At 61.1% G+C, this 19,713-nt stretch carries 25 protein-coding genes; 18 read left to right on the plus strand and 7 right to left on the minus strand.

Going from position 1 to position 19,713, the window contains the following annotated elements:
* Positions 1 to 21: 21 nt before the first annotated feature.
* The 9 genes from CHH27_RS09380 to CHH27_RS09415 all read left to right on the plus strand — a co-directional run bounded on the left by CHH27_RS09380 (position 22) and on the right by CHH27_RS09415 (position 7,474).
* Positions 22 to 1,524: a PLP-dependent aminotransferase family protein gene (locus CHH27_RS09380; protein WP_094071349.1), complete on the plus strand. Its 1,503-nt coding sequence runs from the start codon at positions 22 to 24 to the stop codon at positions 1,522 to 1,524.
* A gap of 108 nt (positions 1,525 to 1,632) precedes the next feature.
* Positions 1,633 to 2,076, plus strand: a complete 444-nt coding sequence (locus CHH27_RS09385; protein WP_094071350.1) for a hypothetical protein — start codon at positions 1,633 to 1,635, stop codon at positions 2,074 to 2,076.
* 147 nt (positions 2,077 to 2,223) lie between these two features.
* On the plus strand, positions 2,224 to 3,189 hold the full coding sequence (locus CHH27_RS09390; protein WP_094071351.1) for a calcium/sodium antiporter: 966 nt from the start codon (positions 2,224 to 2,226) through the stop codon (positions 3,187 to 3,189).
* A gap of 129 nt (positions 3,190 to 3,318) precedes the next feature.
* Entirely contained in the window at positions 3,319 to 5,517 is a 2,199-nt protein-coding gene (gene purL / locus CHH27_RS09395; protein WP_094074632.1) for a phosphoribosylformylglycinamidine synthase subunit PurL, read from the plus strand.
* A gap of 43 nt (positions 5,518 to 5,560) precedes the next feature.
* Complete coding sequence (locus CHH27_RS09400) at positions 5,561 to 5,794, plus strand: BolA family protein (RefSeq protein ID WP_094071352.1); 234 nt, start codon at positions 5,561 to 5,563, stop codon at positions 5,792 to 5,794.
* Positions 5,795 to 5,892: 98 nt separating this feature from the next.
* Positions 5,893 to 6,024, plus strand: coding sequence for a hypothetical protein (locus tag CHH27_RS28470; RefSeq protein WP_256386430.1), 132 nt, complete (start codon positions 5,893 to 5,895; stop codon positions 6,022 to 6,024).
* A gap of 13 nt (positions 6,025 to 6,037) precedes the next feature.
* On the plus strand, positions 6,038 to 6,373 hold the full coding sequence (grxD, locus tag CHH27_RS09405; RefSeq protein WP_094071353.1) for a Grx4 family monothiol glutaredoxin: 336 nt from the start codon (positions 6,038 to 6,040) through the stop codon (positions 6,371 to 6,373).
* A gap of 87 nt (positions 6,374 to 6,460) precedes the next feature.
* Positions 6,461 to 6,973 (plus strand): NADAR family protein, encoded by a 513-nt coding sequence (locus CHH27_RS09410; protein WP_094071354.1) that lies wholly within the window; start codon positions 6,461 to 6,463, stop codon positions 6,971 to 6,973.
* Positions 6,974 to 7,192: 219 nt separating this feature from the next.
* Positions 7,193 to 7,474: an antitermination protein gene (locus CHH27_RS09415; protein WP_094071355.1), complete on the plus strand. Its 282-nt coding sequence runs from the start codon at positions 7,193 to 7,195 to the stop codon at positions 7,472 to 7,474.
* Positions 7,475 to 7,488: 14 nt separating this feature from the next.
* On the opposite strand, the gene CHH27_RS09420 is transcribed toward CHH27_RS09415, so the two are convergent.
* A complete protein-coding gene (locus CHH27_RS09420; protein ID WP_208988745.1) occupies positions 7,489 to 9,117 on the minus strand; it encodes a DUF427 domain-containing protein in 1,629 nt (542 codons plus the stop codon).
* Positions 9,118 to 9,144: 27 nt separating this feature from the next.
* The gene (locus tag CHH27_RS09425) at positions 9,145 to 9,786 is read right to left on the minus strand and encodes a GDSL-type esterase/lipase family protein (protein WP_094071356.1); all 642 of its coding nucleotides are present in this window, start codon (positions 9,784 to 9,786) and stop codon (positions 9,145 to 9,147) included.
* A gap of 179 nt (positions 9,787 to 9,965) precedes the next feature.
* On the opposite strand from CHH27_RS09425, the gene CHH27_RS09430 reads away from it, so the two are divergent.
* The 6 genes from CHH27_RS09430 (at position 9,966) to CHH27_RS09455 (ending at position 12,793) form a co-directional block, all read left to right on the plus strand.
* The gene (locus tag CHH27_RS09430) at positions 9,966 to 10,283 is read left to right on the plus strand and encodes a MazG-like family protein (RefSeq protein ID WP_094071357.1); all 318 of its coding nucleotides are present in this window, start codon (positions 9,966 to 9,968) and stop codon (positions 10,281 to 10,283) included.
* A gap of 135 nt (positions 10,284 to 10,418) precedes the next feature.
* Entirely contained in the window at positions 10,419 to 10,763 is a 345-nt protein-coding gene (locus tag CHH27_RS09435) for a hypothetical protein (RefSeq protein WP_094071358.1), read from the plus strand.
* Positions 10,764 to 10,883: 120 nt separating this feature from the next.
* A complete protein-coding gene (locus CHH27_RS09440) occupies positions 10,884 to 11,162 on the plus strand; it encodes a hypothetical protein (protein WP_094071359.1) in 279 nt (92 codons plus the stop codon).
* Positions 11,159 to 11,623 carry a DUF411 domain-containing protein gene (locus CHH27_RS09445; RefSeq protein ID WP_094071360.1) on the plus strand — a complete coding sequence of 155 codons (465 nt, stop codon included), beginning with the start codon at positions 11,159 to 11,161 and terminating at the stop codon, positions 11,621 to 11,623. Before CHH27_RS09440 ends, CHH27_RS09445 begins: the two co-directional genes overlap by 4 nt.
* A 7-nt stretch (positions 11,624 to 11,630) precedes the next feature.
* Complete coding sequence (locus CHH27_RS09450; protein ID WP_094071361.1) at positions 11,631 to 12,296, plus strand: L,D-transpeptidase; 666 nt, start codon at positions 11,631 to 11,633, stop codon at positions 12,294 to 12,296.
* Positions 12,296 to 12,793 (plus strand): cytochrome c, encoded by a 498-nt coding sequence (locus CHH27_RS09455; protein WP_094071362.1) that lies wholly within the window; start codon positions 12,296 to 12,298, stop codon positions 12,791 to 12,793. The genes CHH27_RS09450 and CHH27_RS09455 overlap by 1 nt, the downstream gene beginning before the upstream one ends.
* A 42-nt stretch (positions 12,794 to 12,835) precedes the next feature.
* Here CHH27_RS09455 and CHH27_RS09460 read toward each other — a convergent pair whose 3' ends face one another.
* Both CHH27_RS09460 and CHH27_RS09465 read right to left on the minus strand, forming a co-directional pair.
* Positions 12,836 to 14,260: an aldehyde dehydrogenase family protein gene (locus CHH27_RS09460; RefSeq protein WP_094071363.1), complete on the minus strand. Its 1,425-nt coding sequence runs from the start codon at positions 14,258 to 14,260 to the stop codon at positions 12,836 to 12,838.
* Positions 14,257 to 15,249: an NAD(P)-dependent oxidoreductase gene (locus CHH27_RS09465; protein WP_094071364.1), complete on the minus strand. Its 993-nt coding sequence runs from the start codon at positions 15,247 to 15,249 to the stop codon at positions 14,257 to 14,259. Before CHH27_RS09465 ends, CHH27_RS09460 begins: the two co-directional genes overlap by 4 nt.
* Positions 15,250 to 15,367: 118 nt before the next feature.
* Between CHH27_RS09465 and CHH27_RS09470 the strand changes: the two genes are divergently transcribed.
* Both CHH27_RS09470 and CHH27_RS09475 read left to right on the plus strand, forming a co-directional pair.
* Positions 15,368 to 16,243, plus strand: coding sequence for a LysR substrate-binding domain-containing protein (locus CHH27_RS09470; RefSeq protein WP_094071365.1), 876 nt, complete (start codon positions 15,368 to 15,370; stop codon positions 16,241 to 16,243).
* Between the two features lie 94 nt (positions 16,244 to 16,337).
* Positions 16,338 to 16,964, plus strand: a complete 627-nt coding sequence (locus CHH27_RS09475; protein WP_157738831.1) for an HAD-IA family hydrolase — start codon at positions 16,338 to 16,340, stop codon at positions 16,962 to 16,964.
* 61 nt (positions 16,965 to 17,025) lie between these two features.
* Here CHH27_RS09475 and CHH27_RS09480 read toward each other — a convergent pair whose 3' ends face one another.
* The 3 genes from CHH27_RS09480 to CHH27_RS09490 all read right to left on the minus strand — a co-directional run bounded on the left by CHH27_RS09480 (position 17,026) and on the right by CHH27_RS09490 (position 18,976).
* The gene (locus CHH27_RS09480) at positions 17,026 to 17,487 is read right to left on the minus strand and encodes a hypothetical protein (RefSeq protein WP_094071367.1); all 462 of its coding nucleotides are present in this window, start codon (positions 17,485 to 17,487) and stop codon (positions 17,026 to 17,028) included.
* Positions 17,488 to 17,544: 57 nt separating this feature from the next.
* Positions 17,545 to 18,486 (minus strand): tRNA 2-thiocytidine(32) synthetase TtcA, encoded by a 942-nt coding sequence (gene ttcA, locus CHH27_RS09485; RefSeq protein ID WP_094074634.1) that lies wholly within the window; start codon positions 18,484 to 18,486, stop codon positions 17,545 to 17,547.
* 115 nt (positions 18,487 to 18,601) lie between these two features.
* Positions 18,602 to 18,976 (minus strand): hypothetical protein, encoded by a 375-nt coding sequence (locus CHH27_RS09490; RefSeq protein ID WP_157738832.1) that lies wholly within the window; start codon positions 18,974 to 18,976, stop codon positions 18,602 to 18,604.
* 194 nt (positions 18,977 to 19,170) lie between these two features.
* Between CHH27_RS09490 and CHH27_RS09495 the strand changes: the two genes are divergently transcribed.
* Positions 19,171 to 19,659: a LysM peptidoglycan-binding domain-containing protein gene (locus tag CHH27_RS09495; protein ID WP_094074635.1), complete on the plus strand. Its 489-nt coding sequence runs from the start codon at positions 19,171 to 19,173 to the stop codon at positions 19,657 to 19,659.
* Positions 19,660 to 19,713: the final 54 nt, after the last annotated feature.

Genomic DNA, 19,713 nt, shown 5'->3' on the forward strand with positions numbered 1-19,713 from the left:
GCAATATATTAAATTGTCACCATGACAAATTGGCACCCAGAAATCCCGGACGGCCAGGGACCGCTCTATATCCGCCTTGCCGACCGGATCGGTGAAGACATTGCGACCGGCGCACTTGCGGCGGGCGCGAAGCTGCCGCCGCAACGCGACCTCGCCTATGATCTCGGCGTCACCGTCGGCACGATCGGACGCGCTTACGCGGTGATCCGGCAAAGAGGTCTGGTCAGCGGTGAAGTCGGCCGCGGCACCTTTGTGCTTGGCAGTGCGCCGGAGCCGACGCTCGAGGAAGACACCAAGCCGGATCTGGACAGGCCGCCGCACGCACCAGCCGGCAGCGCTTCCCGGGCGACATCCTGGCTGCAGGGTGCCATGGCCGCTCCGAGAGACACGGCCTTCGCCGGCACCCGGATCTCGGTCCCCTCCCCGGAAGCCATCCGTTTCGACAGCACCTCCGCGCCGGAAATCGGCCAGGCCGAGGCAATCTGCAATCTGACGGCGGAGATCACGCGGGAGGCAGCCTACGAAATTGCCAGCTATACCCGCACGGTGCCGGACAGCTGGCGGCAGGCGGGCCGCATCTGGCTGTCCCGTGCCGGCTGGGAACCGTCGGAAGGCAGCATTGTGCCGACAACCGGCGCCCAGGCCGCCATCATGGCCATCATTGCCGCAACAACGGCGCCCGGAGACCAGGTCGCATTCGAGGACCTCACCTACAGCTCAATTGCCCGCGGCGCGGCGCTTAGCGGCCGGCGGCCGATCCAGGTCGCCCGGGACGATGAGGGACCCTTGCCGGACGATCTGGCGCGGGTCTGCGCGCAAAAACACCCGAAGCTGATGTTTTTAATGCCGAGCATGCACAATCCGACCGTGCGCATCATGAGCGCCAGGCGTCGGCAGGAGATTGCCGACGTGGCCCGTCAGCACAATCTCTGGATCATCGAGGACGAAGTCTACGGCTCCTTGCGAGAAACGGACGTTCTGCCGATAGCCGCACTCGCCCCGGAACGCACCTTCCATGTCGGCTCCCTGTCAAAGTCGGTGACCGCAGGCGTGCGTGGCGGCTGGGTCTCCAGCCCCCTCTCCCATGCCCAGCGGGTCTATACCGCGCACAAGATGCTGACCGGCGGCATTTCCTTTCTGCTGTCGGAACTCTCCGCCCGCCTGGTTCTGTCCGGTGCCGCTGAGGATTTCCGCAAGAAGATCCTGGCTGAAATTGCGGCGCGCCACACTCTGGTCCAGGCGCATCTCGGCAAATACGAGATGGAATCAGCGCCGGACGCGCCGTTCCTCTGGCTCAAGCTGCCCGAACCCTGGCTCTCTGGCACCTTCAAGGCCGCCGCCGCCTCTGAAAACGTGCTCATCGACGACGAGGACGAATTCAAGGCGGGGCGCTCCGGCAAGGTCTATCATCGGGTGCGCATCGGTATCACCAACCCGCGCAGCCGCGAGGAAACCGCCAAGGGCCTTCAGGTTCTGCAGGATCTGCTGGAAGACAATTGTGTCTGTTACGACAGTTTCGAATAGGACGTTCTGCCGAAGCTGGCAGTGAACATTCCACGGACCGTCGCGGCGAATCTGGGCTAGACTGCGGGTTCAATGCGCAGGTGCTGCGCTCAAAAGCGGTTGTTGTCCATGTCCGACTCCGGTCTAGTCGCCCTGATCATCCCAGGATTTTTCGTCGGCTTTGCGTTGCTGTGGTCGGCAATCGTGTTTGCGACGGCCCGCATCAGCGGCTGGGCGTCGCTGGCGCGATCCTATCCCGGGACGCAGCCGGCTTCAGGCCAGAGCTGGCATTTCACCAGCGCCACCTTCGGCAGGCTGTCCAGCTATCGCAACGTGCTTACGGTGATGACGACACCATCCGGCCTCTTCCTGCGCCCGATCCTGCCCTTCCGGATCGGCCACGAGCCACTGCTGATCCCCTGGAACGCAATCGCCGAGGCCGACCGCACCAACCTCTTTTTCACGCAAGCGCTGCGGCTTGAAATTCGCGATCCGCGCATCGCCGGGACCCGACGGGTCACGTTTTACGGCAAGGGCCTGGTGGAGGCGCTGGAAGCACAAATCCGGGGATGAAGTGAAACGAGTGCAGACAGGCATTTCTTGTGTCTTCGTGTCGTGAACCAGTTTGCTGGCTGCGCCTGGTCGCATTCCAGACCATAGCCATTGCAAACCGCAGGGACGCCCCCTATCTGCCGATCGCCATTCCATTGGATCTCGACCATGACCGTCCTTGAAATTCTGCTTGGCCTTGCGCTTCTCGTGGCTGGTGGTGACCTGCTTGTGCGCGGTTCCGTGGGCCTCGCGCAGCGGTTCGGCATTTCCGAATTGCTGATTGGTCTGGTTCTGGTCGGTTTCGGCACCTCGACACCGGAACTCATGACCAGCGTCCTGGCCGCCCTGAACGGCTCGCCCGGCATTGCCGTGGGCAACGTCGCCGGGTCGAACATCGCCAATATTCTTTTGATCCTTGGCCTGACCGCGCTGATCTGTCCCTTGCGCGTCGATCCGGCAGCCCTCATGCGGGACGGTCCTGCAAACGCCCTGGCAGCGCTCGCCTTTACCGGCCTTGCCCTGACCGGCCTGATCGGCCGGGAAGCAGGCCTTGCGCTCGTGCTCGCCCTTGCCGCCTATCTTGTGATCACCTATCGGATGGAAAAGGGACAGAAAACGCCAGCAGCAGAGCTTCATCGCGGCGGGACGGAGCTTGTCATCCCCCAGCCGAAACCGTCGCACCTGTCTCTCAATCTGCTCATGGCCTTTGGCGGTCTTGCCATGATTCTCGGTGGCGCGCATTTTCTGGTGGCCGGTGCAAGCACGATTGCCAGGGCAGCCGGTGTCAGCGACGCCGTCATTGGCGTGACGATCGTGGCCGTCGGCACCTCGCTGCCGGAACTTGTCACCTCGGTCATGGCTGCGCTCAAACGCCAGACAGACATCGCTCTCGGCAACATTCTGGGCTCGAACCTCTTCAACATCCTGGGCATTCTCGGTCTGACGGCAGTGATCTCTCCCTTGCAGGTTCCGCAGGAAATCATGCGGCTCGACATCTGGGTATTGCTCGGTGCAACCGCCGCGCTGCTGGTCTTTGCCATGAGCGGATGGCGCCTTAGCCGCCGCGAAGGCGCGCTCATGCTATTGGCTTATGTCGGCTATACGGGCGTTATTCTGGCGAAAGCTCTTGGATGAGCGGCAATTTCCGGATTTTCTTTGAACCGCGAGGCTCCCCATTTCCCGGACAATCTGCTAAAGGGCGGCATCACTGCCAGCCTGCGCCAGCGCGGCCCCGCCGCAGCGGCCTCAAATGACCGGACCGACATGATCCCGAACGACATCAAGATCACGCCCGACCTGATTGCTTCCCACGGCCTGAAGCCCGATGAATACGAGCGCATCCTGGAGCTGATCGGCCGCGAGCCCAGCTTCACCGAACTCGGCATCTTTTCGGCCATGTGGAACGAGCATTGCTCCTACAAGTCCTCCAAGAAATGGCTGAAGACGCTGCCGACGGAAGGTCCGCGCGTCCTGCAGGGACCGGGCGAGAATGCCGGCGTCGTCGATATCGGCGACGGCCAGGCGGTCGTCTTCAAGATGGAGAGCCACAACCACCCGTCCTATATCGAGCCCTACCAGGGCGCTGCGACCGGGGTCGGCGGCATCCTGCGCGACGTGTTCACCATGGGCGCCCGGCCTGTCGCTGCCATGAACGCATTGCGGTTTGGCGAGCCTGACCATCCGCGCACAAAACACCTGGTCTCCGGGGTCGTCTCCGGTGTCGGCGGTTACGGCAACTCCTTCGGCGTGCCGACGGTCGGCGGTGAAGTCGAGTTCCATGCCCGCTACAACGGCAACTGCCTGGTCAACGCCTTTGCAGCCGGTCTTGCCAAATCCGATGCGATTTTCCTGGCCAAGGCCGAAGGTGTCGGCCTGCCCGTCGTTTATCTCGGCGCCAAGACCGGCCGCGACGGCGTCGGTGGTGCGACCATGGCCTCGGCCGAATTCGACGACACGATCGACGAAAAGCGCCCCACGGTTCAGGTCGGTGACCCGTTCACCGAAAAATGCCTTCTGGAAGCCTGTCTGGAGCTGATGGAAACCGGTGCCGTCATCGCCATCCAGGACATGGGCGCCGCCGGTCTCACCTGTTCTGCCGTCGAAATGGGCGCCAGCGGCGACCTCGGCATCGAACTTGACCTCGACAAGGTGCCGGTGCGCGAAGAGCGCATGAGCGCCTACGAGATGATGCTTTCCGAAAGCCAGGAGCGCATGCTCATGGTGCTGCGTCCGGAAAAGGAACACGAGGCCGAGGCCATCTTCAAGAAATGGGGCCTGGACTTCGCCATTGTCGGCAAGACCACCGACACGTTGCGCTTTGTGGTCAAGCACCAGGGCGACATCGTTGCCGACCTGCCCATCAAGGAACTGGGCGACGAGGCACCGGAATATGACCGGCCCTGGGTCGAGCCCAAGAAACTGCCTGTTCTGACCGCTTCAGACGTCGCCGAGCCGGCGGACTATGCCGAAGCTCTGAAGACGTTGGTCGGCAACGCCAACGGTTCGTCCCGCCGCTGGGTCTATGAACAATATGACACCCTGATCCAGGGCAACACCGCTGCGACGCCGGGCGGCGATGCCGGCGTCATCCGTGTGGAGGGCGGCCGCAAGGGCCTGGCCTTCTCCGTCGATGTCACACCGCGCTATTGCGAGGCCGATCCGTTTGAAGGCGGCAAACAGGCGGTTGCCGAAGTGTGGCGTAACCTGACTGCCGTCGGCTCCGAACCCCTTGCAGCGACCGACAACCTCAATTTCGGCAATCCGGAAAAGCCGGAGATCATGGGCCAGTTCGTCGGCTGCATCAAAGGCATCGGCGAAGCCTGCCGCGAGCTGCAGTTCCCGATCGTTTCCGGCAATGTCTCGCTTTACAACGAGACCCATGGCGAAGCGATCCTGCCGACCCCGGCCATTGGCGGCGTCGGCCTGCTGCCGGATGTCACTGTCCGAGCCGCTGCTGCCTTCACGCAGGAAGGCGACGCGATCCTGGTGATCGGCGGCCTTGGCACCCACCTTGGCGCGTCCCAGTATCTCGCAGACATTCTCGGCCGCGAGGAAGGTGCTCCGCCGCCCGTGGACCTGGCCGCAGAAAAACGCCGCGGCACGCTGGTCCGCCAGCTGATCGGCGCAGCCCGCCTCACAGGCGTGCATGACATTTCTTCCGGGGGCCTGGGCGTTGCGCTTGCAGAAATGGCCATGGCCGGCGGCCTCGGCGCCACGGTCAAGGTGGACAGCCCCGCCCATGCCGCACTCTTCGGCGAGGACCAGGGCCGCTACGTTCTGACCGTCGCGCAGGACAAGGTCGAGGCGGTGATGGAAGACATTCTGGACGCCGGCGTCGACGTTCAACAAATCGGCACAACGGGCGGATCGGATTTGACTGTGGAAGGCATCCTCACCATATCCGTTGCAAACTTGAAAAAAGCGCACGAAGATTGGTTCCCGAACTATATGGCGACGGCTTAAGCTCGTTGCCGTTCAGGCGCTTATACAAAAGGACTGATGCACAATGCCGATGAACGCGAATGAGATCGAAACCCTGATCAAGGAGGCGCTGCCCGACGCTCAGGTGGAGATCCGCGACCTGGCCGGCGATGGCGATCACTACGCGGCCAATGTCGTTTCCGAAGCCTTCCGGGGCAAGAGCCGCGTCCAGCAGCATCAACTGGTCTATGAAGCCCTGAAGGGCAACATGGGCGGTGCCCTGCACGCGCTTGCGCTTCAGACCAAGGCTCCGGATTGAGCAAAAACGGCCTGACAGGTTGCCGCGCAGGCGCATGAACACTTGATTCTTGCCCCTCACCTGTCCAGATAGCAGGGAAGTCGATCGGAGATCTGAACATGATGCTCGCCTTATTGCTGACCGTGACCTTGCTTGCCATGCTGGTCATGGAACTTCGGATCTGGCGCTCCGTATCGAAACTGGTTTACCGCACCGGCAAATCGCTTCTGGCGCCGCCGGCGAAACAATGAGGACGTGAAACCCATGAGCATCCAGGACTGGATCAAGAACGAAGTCGACAGCAACGATGTTGTGCTGTTCATGAAAGGCACCCCGAACTTCCCGCAATGCGGTTTTTCCGGGCAGGTTGTGCAGATCCTCGACTATGTCGGCGCGCCGTACAAAGGCATCAACGTGCTGGAAGACGATGAGCTGCGCCAGGGCATCAAGGAATTCACCAACTGGCCGACCATTCCCCAGCTCTACGTGAAGGGTGAATTCGTCGGCGGCTGCGACATCATCCGTGAAATGTTCCAGAACCAGGAACTGCAGGGCATGCTCACCGAAAAAGGTGTCGAGACCAGCCAGCAGACGGCCTGAGCCGCCAGCACCTGCAAGGGTCGAAGTTTCAAGGGGCGGTCTTCCGCCCCTTTTGTTTGCCGATGTGTCGCCCATGAGGACAAGGTTTTGACCAACACCGCCGACCGATTTCATTTCTTTTGGGGCGGACCATTCAGCCAGTGGCAGAAATCCGCGTTCGATCTCGACGGCAAGACCTTCAACACCGCCGAACAGGCCATGATGTATTCCAAGGCGCTCCTGTTCGACGATCCCGAGACGGCTGCCAAAATCGCGACCGCTTCCGATCCGGGGCGGCAAAAGGCGCTTGGCCGGCAGGTCCGAAACTTTGAGGAAACCATCTGGCAGGCCCGCAGGGAAGAGATCGTCTACCGCGTGAACCACGCGAAGTTCAGCCAGAACAAGGGGCTCAGGCGCAAGCTCTTCCAGACAGGCGACAAGCTGCTCGCCGAAGCCAGCCCCAACGACCTGATCTGGGGCATTGGTCTTGACGCGCAAAAGGCGGCCCGGACCGCGCCAGAAGACTGGCCGGGCCAGAACCTTCTGGGCAGGATCCTGACCGATGTCCGGAACCAGCTTCGGTTGGAGCATCCGGACGAGGTGACCCAGACGGAGCTCTGACACCCCCGTCAAAACCACCTAGACTTGCGCTTTATCCAACGTTAACCCGAATCGAAATCGCAGCTTCTGGCGCCAAACCTCGGCAATATCAGACGAATCGCCTAATCTGAACGTCAGGTGAATGCGGATGTCAGGGTGAGTACAGGTGTGTTCCGCCATTCTCCGTCCATATCACGAGGCCCTTGAACTGTTCGGGGCCGGGAAATGGGACCGGGGACAATGAAGAAGATTACTGTTGCAGCCACCACCACTTTCGCGCTTGCACTGGCCGGCGTGAGTCTCGCCTTGTCCGGCGGCGTGAAAACCGACACGGAACTGCGCCGGGTCGATTGCCAGGCCATCACCATGTTCACGCCCGCTCAAAAGAAGAGCGCTGAAGAGCTTTGCGCCAATTACGGTGGCGTCGCCGCGAAGAACGCCGGGCCGTCCGACGAAGGTCTCGTGATCCTGGTGCGCAACCAGCCGATGGGCGGGTTTGCAGGCGAAAAAAGCCTTCACTGAACCGGGAACGAACTTTAGCCTTCAACGAATACCGTACTGGCCGCGACCCGGTCCCTGACATTGTGCAGCTCCACACCGCCAAGACTGTCGGTTCTGAACCGGCCCTCCACCGCAACCTCGTCCGTTGCCACCACCGGCTGGCCGATGACCTTGCCATATTCGCCAAGCCGGGCAGCAACATTCGCCGCACTGCCGATCACCGTAAAATCCAGCCGTTCCTTTGACCCGACATTGCCATAGGTCACCTCGCCATAGGCAATGCCGATGGCGCAGGACAGCGACATGTCATTCGTCTCCGGATCCGGGTCCTTCAGCCTTGAGACAATCTCGTGCGCACTTTCCACGGCATGAGCGCAGGCCGCCGCATGCCCGGCTCCCGCCGGAAAGATCGCCAGCACTGCATCGCCGATGAATTTGAGCACCTCGCCTTCATGCGAGTTGACGATGTCCGTGGTGACTTCAAAGAAGCGGTTGAGCTGCTCCACATAGGCTTCACGGCCCAGCTCCGTCTCCAGCCGCGTGGAATGGCGCAGATCGCAGAACAGGATTGCCGCGTCGATGACATCGCCGTCGCCCCTGCGGATCTCTCCGCCCAGCACCCGGGCACCTGTGCGTTTGCCCAGATAGGTTTCCAGCAGCGAGGTCGCGCTGGAGGTCAGGGCAAAGACCTCAAAAAGGCGGCTGATCAGGGCGGAACACTCGAAAATGAGCCCGAGATTGGCGGTGGTGAAACCATTCGGATGGTCTGATGCAAGCGTGAGGACGTTGATGCGCCCGTCGGAGAAAGGCAAGGGCATTGCGACATAGTCGGTTACGCCCTTCTCCTTCAGATCCTCCATGATCGGAAAGTTGAATTCGTCCGGATTGGTGTCGAGCTTCTGACGCACACCGCCGAGGCCGTCGGCCACGTGCTGGAACGGGCTGTCGGTAAAGACCGGGCTTTCCAGGATCTCGTAGGACGGATAGCGGCTGATGACCTCGTCCTCGTCGCGCGACCAGATGCAGTTCTGCCCGGCGATCATCGGATGCAGGGACCAGATCAGAATGCTGAGGCGGGAAACGGCAACGCCGTCCTCCACCAGTTTCCGGCCGAGCGCTGCCAGCAGCTCGTCCGGCGACTTGGCAAGCCACGCCTCGCGCAGGAGCCAGTCGACCACCGGCCCGGTGATATTGCCGATCGGCAGCGCCTCGATCTCCGCGCCCTCGTGCTCGATCCGGTCTGCAACACCGGGCATGAAGGCAAAACAACCGTCCACCGCCTGGCCTTCCGGCAGGGCCTTGGGATAGTGCCAGGCACCGTTTTCCATACGCTCCTCACCGACCTTCACGTGGCTGTAGGAAGCCGTGCCCTTGAACGGACAGAAGGTCTTGTGCTCCGGCGCCGGTTCCAGCTCTGCCAGGATGTCCTCTTGCGGGAAATAGACCACCGGCGACAGCCGGGTCTCATACATGACCTTCGCTCTGTTGGAACGGGCTATTATCTCTTTGCCCCGCCAGGCAATCACTTCGCCGGCAAGCGGTTCCACGACGATACCGTAGTCATTGGATGTCTGTTGTGCGCGCAAGGTCATGGGAAAGAGATAGGGGATGGTTGAAACGTCGTCCAGCCGCTCACACCGGCGCTCCGCCGAAAAGATGGGCAAGACGCTTCAATTCACCCTCTCCCATTTCTACACTTCGAACCAGTCCGACCAGGCGGGCCAGGCATCCACCAGATCCGTAATCCGGGCATAGCCCTCTCCGTCCGGATGCATCCGGTCTCCTCGGGTCAGGCTGTCCAGATAGGCTGTATCGCCAAGCAAAGGGGTCTGAATGTCGAGATAGGCAATGCCCAGCTTGGCGGCCAGGTCCTTGAAGGCACCGTTGAGCGCGATCGCGTCTTCCTGGCGAAAGCTGATTTCAAGTCCGGCGCTTGGATGCATCGGAGAGCATGCGACATTTGCCGGCGGCAGACCGACCCACAGGGTCGGGTAGGCCGCGGCTGCTGCCGAAACCAGTTCCGCGGCGCTCGCCAGAGACGCTTCGGGGGCAACATGCCGCCCCTGCCCTGTAATCACGGCAACATCATTGATGCCGAATTGCAGAACCACCCGGTTGTCGGCGCCCTCCGGCAGCCGCGGTGTGCACTCGCTCTGCCAGCGTGCGCCGATCTGATCGGTGGTTTCCCCGCGAATGCCGAGATCGTAGCGGGTCAGGCGCAGGTCCCCGGAGATTCGCCGGGCACAAAGACGCCCGGTCCAACCAAGGCCTGTTTCGTCTCCGCTGCCGTTTACATAACTGTCGCCCACAAAACAGATCCGCAAATCCCGCATGACACCTCCCGCAAGTCCACTTCCCAGCAGACTGGCCCGATCGGTGCACCGGGTCCAGTCTTGAGGAGGGGAAGTTGCGGGCCGAGCGGCACTGGATCGTCTTCAAACCCAAAAAGCATCGTTCTGAAGGCTGCAAGTGGCTATTCTGTTGCAACAGACAATCAGGCACCGGTGAAAACATGACAGAGACCACGTCAACCGAAGATATTGCTGCCTTTCTGGCCAGACACGGCCTGAAATGCGCTCCGGAGCAGCGTCTGCTCGACATCACCAGCGAACTTGGAGAGGTCAGCAAGGAAGTCCTGAAGGCTTCAAACTACGGACGGTCCAGGCCTGACATCACCGCCGATCTGGAAGAGGAAATCGGCGACCTGTTGTTCGCCGTCCACGCGCTCGCCATCGAATGCGGCCTCGATCCCGAAAAGAGCCTGCTGGCCGCTTTGCAGAAATATCAGGCAAGAGCCGACCTGAAGGGTGACATCGGATCAGGACGCTAGACCGATCCGTGCGCCAGTCGCCGCCAACAGCTCTTCAGTCACGGTTTGAACGCATTTCGCCCTTACCTGCGGGGTCAGGCTGCAAAGGCTCAAGAGGTGAGTCTGTGCGGGCAAGGAGTGGAAAACAGGTCAGGCATGCGCGCCATCCTCGTTACATTGCTGCTGATGTTGTTTTTGGGGGTCAACATGGCCGCCGCCTTCAGCGGTGCCAAGACGACGGCCGGTGCCATGGCAAGCCCCGAGACTGGCGTTTCTGCAACGACGTCAGCTCTAGAACTGCCTCATCACGCATGCTGTGAACAGGGCAGCCGACAGGCTCCCGGCACCAAATCGGTCCAGTGCAGCGCAGACTGTCTGTCTCTGCTGCTGGCGTCTCTGGCGCTTCCCGTGGCGGCCGAAGTGGAAATCGAAAGAACCTCATCGTCCGTCCTGACCGCGCATGGGCCTGGCCCCGTCCTTCAGCCTCCCATCGGTTTCTGATCACCCGTCCCCGGTCCGACAGGCCCGGGATCATCAGAAACTGCAAGGTTGAACGAAGCTGATCCGGGTGCCTTCACCCGGCCCGGGCTTCGCCTCACCTCACTTACAGGTAATCGCTCAATGAGCTTTGAGGACACCACCAATCGGACTTCGTCCGTCACGACACCGGTCGCCGCTCGCGGCTTCCTGAACGCCCACACGCTTTTCATGGCTGCCTGCTGTCTGGCCATGCTCGCCGGCACGGGGCTCCTGATCTATTCGGCCCCTTCCGGACTGACCTGGACGGAAACCCTTCTCCTGGCCGGGCCGATGCTCGGCTGCGTTGCCATGCATGCGGTCCTGCACCGTTTCATGGGCAAATCCTGCCATACCACCAACAAGACCGGAGCCAACCAATGACCAAGACCAAAGTGATGCTTGCCGCACTCGGCAGCGCCCTGTTCCTGTCTGCCGCAGCACAGGCCGGGGACGAGACGACGATCACCGTCTACAAGACGCCCTGGTGCGGCTGCTGCGAGGTCTGGACCGACGCCGTTGAAGCCGCAGGCTACACGGTCGTCGTCGAGGACCACGACGACCTCACCGCGATCAAGAAGCAGGCCGGTGTCCCGGACGACATGCAGGCCTGCCACACTGCGGTGATCGGCGATGAGCGCAAATACATCGTTGAAGGCCATGTGCCGCTGGAGGCCATGGAAAAACTGATGAGCGAGCGCCCTGACATTCGCGGGATCGCCGTGCCGGGAATGCCGCAAGGCTCCCTCGGCATGGGGCACGACCCTGATGCCCGTTACTCCGTCTACGCAATCAGGGCAAAGGGCTCTGAAAGCGCCAAACCCTACATGGAAATGGGTCAGTGACAACAAGATGAAACACCTGACAAGAAGACACTTTCTTGCCGGTTCGGCGAGCCTTGCAGGGCTCGCCGTCACCGGCTGCGCGTCGACCGGCAAGGCGCCAATTCCCCTGTCGCCCGCGGAGGATCCGGCCAATCTCGCCATGTATCGCGCCATGCCGGAAGAGCGGTTTCCGCTGCCCGCGGTCGATCTGAAAAAAGTCCCCGAGCGCTTCTTTCGACAGCAGGTCGATTACCCGACCAGCGAACGGGTCGGGACCCTGGTCGTCGACACCAACAACTATTACCTCTACCTGGTCCAGGAACAGGGCAAGGCGATGCGCTATGGCGTCGGTCTTGGACGAGCCGGGTTCGAATGGTCCGGACGGGCCAGGATCGCCCGCAAGGCCGCCTGGCCGAAATGGACGCCGCCTGAGGAGATGATTGCCCGCGAGCCGGAACTGGAGCAGTGGAGCTGGCGCAACGGCGGCATGCCGCCGGGACTGCAGAACCCGCTTGGCGCCCGGGCGCTCTACATCTTTCAGGGCAACAAGGACACGCTCTACCGCGTTCACGGCACGATGGAATACTGGACCATCGGCTCGGCCGTCTCCAGCGGCTGCGTCCGGCTGATCAACCAGGACATCATCGACCTCTACAGCCGCGTTCCCGACGGCTCGCCTATCGTTGTGCTGTGATGATCCTTCGGCCAAAAGTCGTCTGGCCTGCCTGCGCCGCCTTGATCATGGCCATTGCGGCAGCCGTCGGATACGCCACCTGGCCGCAAGGGACCTCAAACTCTGCTCCGGCCGGCCTTCTCCGCCCGGACGATCCGGCGCTGGTCCGTCAGGGTGCCGGCATCTATGAGCAGGCCTGCGCTGCCTGCCACGGCAATCAGCTTCAAGGAGAACCGGACTGGCAGACCGCGAATGCCGACGGCACGCTGCCGGCGCCACCGCATGACCAAACAGGCCACACCTGGCACCATTCCGACGACCTTCTCTTCCGGATCACCAAATTCGGAACCCGAAAAGCGCTGGGACTGGAGACCGTTGCCTCAAACATGCCGGCGTTTGAAGAGACGCTGACAGACGAAGACATCGTCGCGGTTCTGTCCTTCATCAAGGCCAGCTGGCCGGAAGACATCCGCACACGGCACGACCTGCTCAACAGGTCGAAGGACGCAAAGAACTGATCCGGCAGTTCGACGTCAAACCGCAAATGCGGGGTTCCAGCATCAGCCCGTAATCGCCTTCAGCTCCAGGAAATCCTCCAGGCCGAATTCGCCGTATTCGCGGCCGTTGCCCGATTGCTTGTAGCCACCGAAAGGCACGTCCCAGTCCGGGCTGGCCCCGTTGACATAGACGCTGCCCGCTCTCAGTTTCCGCGAGACACGTTTGGCCCGTTCCGGGTCGCCGGTCTGAAGATAGGCGGCCAGGCCATAGGGCGTGTCATTGGCCATGGCAATCGCTTCGTCTTCCGTCTCGAACGGGATCATGACCAGCACGGGTCCGAAAATCTCGTTGCGGGCAATCGACATCTCGTTGGTGACATCGGCAAAGACCGTCGGCTTGACGAAATAGCCGGTCTCGAACCCGTCCGGTTTTCCCGGGCCACCGGCGACAAGCCGGGCGCCATCGGCAATGCCGCGCTCGATATGCCCCTGGATCTTTTCATATTGCAGATCACTGATCACGGGACCGACGTGATCGCCGGGCCTGGCCGGATCGCCCACCCTGGTCTCCGCCGCGATTGTTCCTGCAAGAGCAACTGCATCCTCATAGACGCTTTGCTCCACCAGCAGGCGGGTCGGCGCGTCGCAGGACTGGCCCGTATTGGAAAAGCAGCTGCCAAGGGAAAAGCGCAGCGCGGTTTCCAGGTCCGCATCCGCAAACACCAGGTTGGCCGACTTGCCGCCCAGCTCCAGCGCCACGCGCTTGACTGTCTCCGCGGCGTTCTGCGTGACGGAGATGCCAGCGCGGGTCGACCCGGTGAAAGACATCATGTCGATGCCGGGATGGGACGACATGGCAGCGCCAACCCCGGGACCATCGCCATTGACCAGATTGAACACGCCCGCCGGACAGCCGGCCTCGTCCAGCATCTCGGCAAAGAGAAGTGCGGACAGCGGCGCAATCTCGCTCGGCTTCAGAACCATGGTGCAGCCGGCGGCCAGCGCCGGGGCCACCTTGGCGGCGATCTGGTTGATCGGCCAGTTCCAGGGTGTGATCAGGCCGCAGACACCGATGGGTTCGTGGCGCAGAAGACTGCCCCCGCGCGGGCTGGGTCTTTCGAACCGGTGGTTCCGCAACGCTTCCAGAGTAGCCTGCAGGTGGCCTGTCCCGGCAGGCGTCTGCTGCTCGCGGGCAAAATCGATCGGCGCGCCCATTTCCAGGCGGATCGCCTCGTCCATCTCGCCTGACCGTCGCTCATAAATGGCAATGACCCGCTCCAGCAGAGCCGCCCGTTCCTCGACAGAGGTCTGCGACCAGGTGTCGAAGGCGGCCTGCGCGGCGGCAACGGCCTTGTCGACATCGGCAGCGGTGCCGAGCGAAATCACGGCAACCGGCTGCTCGGTGGCCGGGTTGATCACGGTCAGGTCATTCGGCTCAATCGGCTCAACCCAGGTGCCATCGATGTAAAACTGCCGCTTTTCGATCATCCGCCTGCCGCTTCCCGTTTGTTTGACGCCGGTTCACCCCGATGGGGCACAACTTCATAGCCGGATTCTTCCGGCTCGTCGTCAAGCATTTCAGCGGGAAAACCGGGCGCAAGCACATTGAGGCTGGTTGCGTCTTCAAGCCGTTTGATGATGTTCGGCGAGAGCTCCCTCGGGCCATACCGCTCGATGCCATCGGCAAAGATCCGGTTCAGCAGGGGCGACAGTTCCAAAGGCACGTCATTGTCCTCGGCGATCTTCTGAAAGAGACCGATATCCTTGGCCACCAGGTCCATGGTGAAGGAGATGTCGCGCGAGCCGTTCAGGATGACCTGGCTCTCCGTCTCGTGCACAAAGGAATTGCCCGAGGAAATCCGGATCGCCTCATAAGAGGTGTTCAGATCCATGCCGGCGGCCTTGCAGGTGGTCAGCGCCTCCGCAAGGGCGACGAGATTGGCCGTTGCCAGGTAGTTGGTCACCACTTTCAGGATCGAGGCCGATCCGATGTCGCCGGTATGCAGCACGCGCCGGCCGAGCACGGTCAGGAACGGCAGTGCCTTTTCAAAGGTGGGCCGCGCGCAGCCGGCAAAGATCGCGATGTTGCCGGTCGCCGCGCGGTGGCATCCACCGGAAACCGGACATTCGATCGCCTCCGCCCCCCTGGCGATCACGAGCTCTGCCAGACGCCTGGTCTCAGCCGCGTCGGTCGTCGACATCTCCGCCCAGATCCTGCCCGGGCCGATCCCTTCAAGGATGCCGTTTTCGCCTTCGACCACGGCAGCACACGCCGCCGGGCTCGGCAGGCAGGTGATGACAACATCGCAGCTTTCCGCCAACTGTTTCGGACTGTCGCCGCGTGTTGCGCCCCTGGCGACAAAACTCTCCACCAGCAGCGGGTTGAGGTCGAGCACGGTGAGCTCGAAACCGTTACGCAGGATGCTGCCGGCAAGTTTGCCGCCGACATTGCCAAGACCGATGAAACCGACACGCATGAGACGCAGCCTTCTGAAGGAGTGAAACAGGAGCTCTCAGCTTGCGCCTCGCCAAATCAAAAGAGAAACGATATAATCTGACAAGTTTCCTTCGTATTTTTTATGAATAGGCTGCGTGATGTCCTCCCTCCCCAATATGCAGTGGTTGCGAAGCTTCGAGGCGGCCAGCCGGCTGGGCAGCTTCACCGCGGCCGGTGCGGAGCTTGGCCTGACCCAGGCCGCCGTCAGCAACCATGTCAGCTCCCTGGAAAACCAGCTCGGCCACCAGCTTCTGGAACGCACCACGCGCAAAGTCGATCTCACCGCAAGCGGGCGCGCCTATTTACCGTCCGTGCGCAAGGCCTTGCAGGACCTTGCCGCAGCCACCAACTCTCTCTTCGGCACCAGGTCATCCGGCACGGTCACCCTCCGCGCTCCGATCTCCGAGGCGGCCCTGATCATCGCTCCTGCCCTGCCTGCCCTTCAGCGCCGGCACCCGGGTCTTTCCATCCGGCTTCTCTCCGCCATCTGGGCGGACACCATGCTGGAAACGGGGATCGATATTGAGATCCGGTTGGGTACAGGCAGCTGGCCGGGTGCGAAATCCGAAGCCCTCGGCGCGGAAACCATTCTGCCCGTCTGCCATCCGGACCTTGGAAAGCAACTGCGACAACCGGAAGACCTTCTCGGCCAGCCCTGGATCAACATTCTGGGCTTTGACGATCACTGGCCGAATTTCCTCGAGACTGCCGGTTTGAAAGCCCCGGACCAGCGCCGTGGCATCACGGTCGACACATCTCTTGCGGCGGTTGAACTGGCAGCGTCCGGCGGCGGTGTCGCCCTGCTCCTGGGCAAGGTCGCGCGGCAGCTGGCAACAAGCGGCCGGTTAGCGATCCCGTTCAACATCCCCCTGCCCTCGGCACGAACACATCATCTGCTTCACCGTGACAGCGCACGCCCGGCAAGACCGGCGGTTCAAACGGTCGAAGGCTGGTTGAGGGAGATTTTCGCCTAAAACCAGCCTTGCCACGGGTTTTTCATGAATTTCACCAGACCGACTGGCTATGCTCAGCTCAGGTTTCCCGCAATTTCAAAGGATCAGATCGAGAATGGTGCATCTGGATCGGACGTATTCGGCGGTTCTGTTCGATATGGACGGCACGCTCCTGGATTCCAGCGCCGTCGTTGAGCGCGTGATGACGGATTGGGCCGTTCAGAACGGTGTCGATCCCAAGGCTCTACTCGCCGTTTGCCAGGGCCGACGGACAATCGACACGATCCGCGACTTTGCAACAGCAGACATGGACTGTGAAGCGGAGGCCGCAAGACTTGAGGCGGCAGAGGTCTCGGATGTGCGCGGTATCATCGCCGTCCCGGGCGCCGCCAATCTGCTGGACCGGTTGCCTCCCGACCGGTGGGCCATCGTGACATCCGCGGGACGAGATCTCGCGACGCGGCGCCTGACAGCCGTCGGTTTGCCAATTCCGGAAGTGTTCGTGACGGCGGAAGATATCCAACAGGGCAAGCCGGACCCTTCCGGCTATCTCCTGGCCGTGGAACGGCTGAATGTGCGTGCCGAAGCGTGTCTGGTTTTCGAAGACGCCCCTGCCGGGATCGAGGCTGGCCTGAGGGCAGGCTGTGACGTCATTGCCATCGATTTTGCGCGTCCCGAGGTTGCAGCGCACGTCTGTCCGCGGGTTTCGGACTTCCGGGAGATCACATTCAATTTGAGCTGAAGTTCTACGCAGCAGTCTCGTCACGTCCCGGGAAATCGGCCCTAGGACAAACCCAATAACGTCAGATTTTGGGCGTCCTGTTGGTCAACCTGGAAACGTAGGAAAAGAAATCATCGTAAGATCGACTGAACAGAGGGACGGTTACATCAAGCGTGAAAACGGCTTCATCACCCAGACCGGAAAAACAGTAGTCCCAGGCGCCACCTGAGGGTGCAAAAACAAGTGCTGACCTGGGCGGCATGGTCATTCCTTCTGGCAAACCCGATGTCTCCCAAGGCCCTGGCAGCAAAAAATCTCCCCCTTCCGGTATGTCGTAGTATTCCTCTGCAGCAAAGGGCTGAAAAATGCAATATTCAGAACGAGTTACCCCTTCACCAACATGCTCCAGAAAATAGAGATATTGCTGGGGTAAGTTTGGGAACTTGATTTTGAGTTCATCGATTTTCACCCGTGGAACGGGCTCCAGTGTTTCAAACTCGCCACCTTTCCGGCATTCTCTCAAAATTGCGTCTGGAACAAGCATTGGTACCTTAAAAGGTTAGAAAAATCGTCTTACGATAAGCAGTTAAGCTATGGCCTATTACTCCGCAGCAAACAGCTTGGCGGTCATGGCGAGGCTTGCGCCGCAGGGTTCCTCAGCCTCGCCGCTTTCTTCCTTGCCCTGCCCCTCCGCCGGACGCAGGTTGACGAAGTCATAGAGCGACCGATCGAGCAGATGCGACGGCCGTGTGTGGCCCAAAGCCCTCGCCATCACGCCGAGCCGGCCGGGATTGGCTTTCTCCCAGCCCTGCAGCATGCGCTTGACTTCTTCCCGCTGCAGACCGTCCTGCGAGCCGCAGAGATTGCACGGGATGATCGGGAACTGCATGCCATTTGAGAACTTGGCAATGTCGCTCTCAGCCGCATAGGCCAGCGGGCGCAGAACGAGAAGATCCCCCTCGTCGTTGATCAGTTTCGGCGGCATGGAGGCAAGACGGCCGCCATGGAAGAGATTCATGAAGAAGGTTTCAAGAATATCTTCCCTGTGATGGCCCAGCACGATGGCCTCACAGCCCTGCTCCCGCGCCACCCGGTAAAGAATGCCCCGACGCAGGCGCGAGCACAGCGAGCAATAGGTGCGATGCTCGGGGATCTTGTCCGTGACGATCGAATAGGTGTCCTCGCGGATGATCAGGTGTTCAATGCCGTTGTCTTCAAAGAATTTCGGCAGGACATCGGTCGGAAACCCCGGCTGGGCCTGATCCAGATTGCAGGCAATGAGGTCAACCGGCAGCAGGCCGCGCCATTTCAGCTCGATCAGAACCGCCAGCAGCGTGTAGCTGTCCTTGCCACCGGACAGGCACACAAGCCATTTCGGCTTGTTCTCCTGCGTTGCCTGCGCAGACACCATGCCGAAGTCGCCGATCGCCTCGCGCGTCTGCCGCAGAAGCCGCTTGCGCAGCTTCTTGAACTCCACGCTTGAAGGTGCGTTTCGCAGGAGCGCCGGCACATCCGTGTCGGCGGTATCGGCAATGTCGTTCATGATCGCGGCCTTGGGGCTCCGTGGCTGTTTGCGGTGACATAGCGGATCGCTGGCGCAGGGAAAAGCAAAAAGCACCCGCTTTCACAGGCCCGCCCTGCAGCGAACCGCCAGAAAGTTATCGTTCGTGCCAATCAACATAGACCCCAGCAAGCCCGCATGCTTCGCATTGCCCGCCCACATAAACCCAGCGCACATCGCCCGAGTCGTCGTCATACGCAGCGGTCCCGACCCCCAGTAGCAATGTCTCCTCTTCGCAGGTGCAGATGTTTCGAACGAGGTTCTCCGCGTAATCGCGGCTGTCCTGAATATCCGTTTCGGAGTGACAGGACGGACAGGTCACAACGGCCGCCCCGCACTCATCGTCACTGTCCAGACGCAGATCATTCCGGCCACACTGGCATTGGACAGGCTGAAAACGGTCGATCGGATATCCGTTCTTTGTCGAATATCTCAAAACTTCCCGGTGCAGTTCTGAATACTTGTCGGTCATGTGGCCCTTGCCGTCTGTCTTTGAACAGGTTTGTCGGGGCAATCTCTAGCGTATGTTCACCGGCTTGAAAATTGCCAATCCGTCACCCTCAATCCCAAGTGCACCGAACACGTTTTCGCCCAGAAATTGTGGCTGACTATGAACCAGTCGAGGGCAGTTTTGACATCCGGAGCACGTATCAGGAGGCAATCGAGATGACCGTGACACTCGACATTCAGCAGCCGCAGCCCTTCGATCTCGTTGGCCCAAGGATCTTGATCGCGGGCAATGCAACAGCCTTTGAAGGCACGCTCAGTGTCCGCGTTTCCGAAGGTCACGACGAATATACGTCGTTTATCCAGGTCGGCTCCCTGGGCCTGCGGCAGTTTCAGGGTTTCATCGACATTCCGGACACCAACAGCTTCGAATTGACCCGCCTCTTTCTGACCCTGGTGGATGACAGCGGCAATGAGAACGGGCCCTCCGTCGTGATCCCGATCCTCTTTGGCCCCAGGATCCTGTCCGGTTATCGCGGCTGGCAGCCCTATACCGTCAGGCCCGGCGACACTTTGACGAAGATTGCGCAACAACACTACGGCAACACGATCTATCAGCCGATCTTTGAAGCCAATCAGCATCTGCTGAGCAATCCCAACCTGATCTTTCCGGGCCAGGTGCTGCGCATTCCGCGCAATGACATCTGACCAAGGTTGACGACATTGTGCCACGATACCGCAAGGATGTGCCGAAAATCACAC

The organism is Labrenzia sp. VG12 (genome assembly GCF_002237595.1).
Lineage (GTDB): Bacteria > Pseudomonadota > Alphaproteobacteria > Rhizobiales > Stappiaceae > Roseibium.

Excerpts from the sequence above, each read along its gene's own strand:
- CHH27_RS09400 (WP_094071352.1), top strand. The coding sequence starts at position 5,561 with ATGCCGATGAACGCGAATGAGATCGAAACCCTGATCAAGGAGGCGCTG.
- CHH27_RS09495 (WP_094074635.1), top strand. The coding sequence starts at position 19,171 with ATGACCGTGACACTCGACATTCAGCAGCCGCAGCCCTTCGATCTCGTT.
- CHH27_RS09415 (WP_094071355.1), top strand. The coding sequence starts at position 7,193 with ATGAAGAAGATTACTGTTGCAGCCACCACCACTTTCGCGCTTGCACTG.
- CHH27_RS09445 (WP_094071360.1), top strand. The coding sequence starts at position 11,159 with ATGACCAAGACCAAAGTGATGCTTGCCGCACTCGGCAGCGCCCTGTTC.
- CHH27_RS28470 (WP_256386430.1), top strand. The coding sequence starts at position 5,893 with ATGATGCTCGCCTTATTGCTGACCGTGACCTTGCTTGCCATGCTGGTC.
- ttcA (WP_094074634.1), bottom strand. The coding sequence starts at position 18,486 with ATGAACGACATTGCCGATACCGCCGACACGGATGTGCCGGCGCTCCTG.
- CHH27_RS09425 (WP_094071356.1), bottom strand. The coding sequence starts at position 9,786 with ATGCGGGATTTGCGGATCTGTTTTGTGGGCGACAGTTATGTAAACGGC.
- CHH27_RS09385 (WP_094071350.1), top strand. The coding sequence starts at position 1,633 with ATGTCCGACTCCGGTCTAGTCGCCCTGATCATCCCAGGATTTTTCGTC.
- grxD (WP_094071353.1), top strand. The coding sequence starts at position 6,038 with ATGAGCATCCAGGACTGGATCAAGAACGAAGTCGACAGCAACGATGTT.
- CHH27_RS09480 (WP_094071367.1), bottom strand. The coding sequence starts at position 17,487 with ATGCTTGTTCCAGACGCAATTTTGAGAGAATGCCGGAAAGGTGGCGAG.
- purL (WP_094074632.1), top strand. The coding sequence starts at position 3,319 with ATGATCCCGAACGACATCAAGATCACGCCCGACCTGATTGCTTCCCAC.
- CHH27_RS09450 (WP_094071361.1), top strand. The coding sequence starts at position 11,631 with ATGAAACACCTGACAAGAAGACACTTTCTTGCCGGTTCGGCGAGCCTT.
- CHH27_RS09475 (WP_157738831.1), top strand. The coding sequence starts at position 16,338 with ATGGTGCATCTGGATCGGACGTATTCGGCGGTTCTGTTCGATATGGAC.
- CHH27_RS09455 (WP_094071362.1), top strand. The coding sequence starts at position 12,296 with ATGATCCTTCGGCCAAAAGTCGTCTGGCCTGCCTGCGCCGCCTTGATC.
- CHH27_RS09390 (WP_094071351.1), top strand. The coding sequence starts at position 2,224 with ATGACCGTCCTTGAAATTCTGCTTGGCCTTGCGCTTCTCGTGGCTGGT.
- CHH27_RS09465 (WP_094071364.1), bottom strand. The coding sequence starts at position 15,249 with ATGCGTGTCGGTTTCATCGGTCTTGGCAATGTCGGCGGCAAACTTGCC.
- CHH27_RS09430 (WP_094071357.1), top strand. The coding sequence starts at position 9,966 with ATGACAGAGACCACGTCAACCGAAGATATTGCTGCCTTTCTGGCCAGA.
- CHH27_RS09440 (WP_094071359.1), top strand. The coding sequence starts at position 10,884 with ATGAGCTTTGAGGACACCACCAATCGGACTTCGTCCGTCACGACACCG.
- CHH27_RS09460 (WP_094071363.1), bottom strand. The coding sequence starts at position 14,260 with ATGATCGAAAAGCGGCAGTTTTACATCGATGGCACCTGGGTTGAGCCG.
- CHH27_RS09435 (WP_094071358.1), top strand. The coding sequence starts at position 10,419 with ATGCGCGCCATCCTCGTTACATTGCTGCTGATGTTGTTTTTGGGGGTC.
- CHH27_RS09470 (WP_094071365.1), top strand. The coding sequence starts at position 15,368 with ATGTCCTCCCTCCCCAATATGCAGTGGTTGCGAAGCTTCGAGGCGGCC.
- CHH27_RS09490 (WP_157738832.1), bottom strand. The coding sequence starts at position 18,976 with ATGACCGACAAGTATTCAGAACTGCACCGGGAAGTTTTGAGATATTCG.
- CHH27_RS09380 (WP_094071349.1), top strand. The coding sequence starts at position 22 with ATGACAAATTGGCACCCAGAAATCCCGGACGGCCAGGGACCGCTCTAT.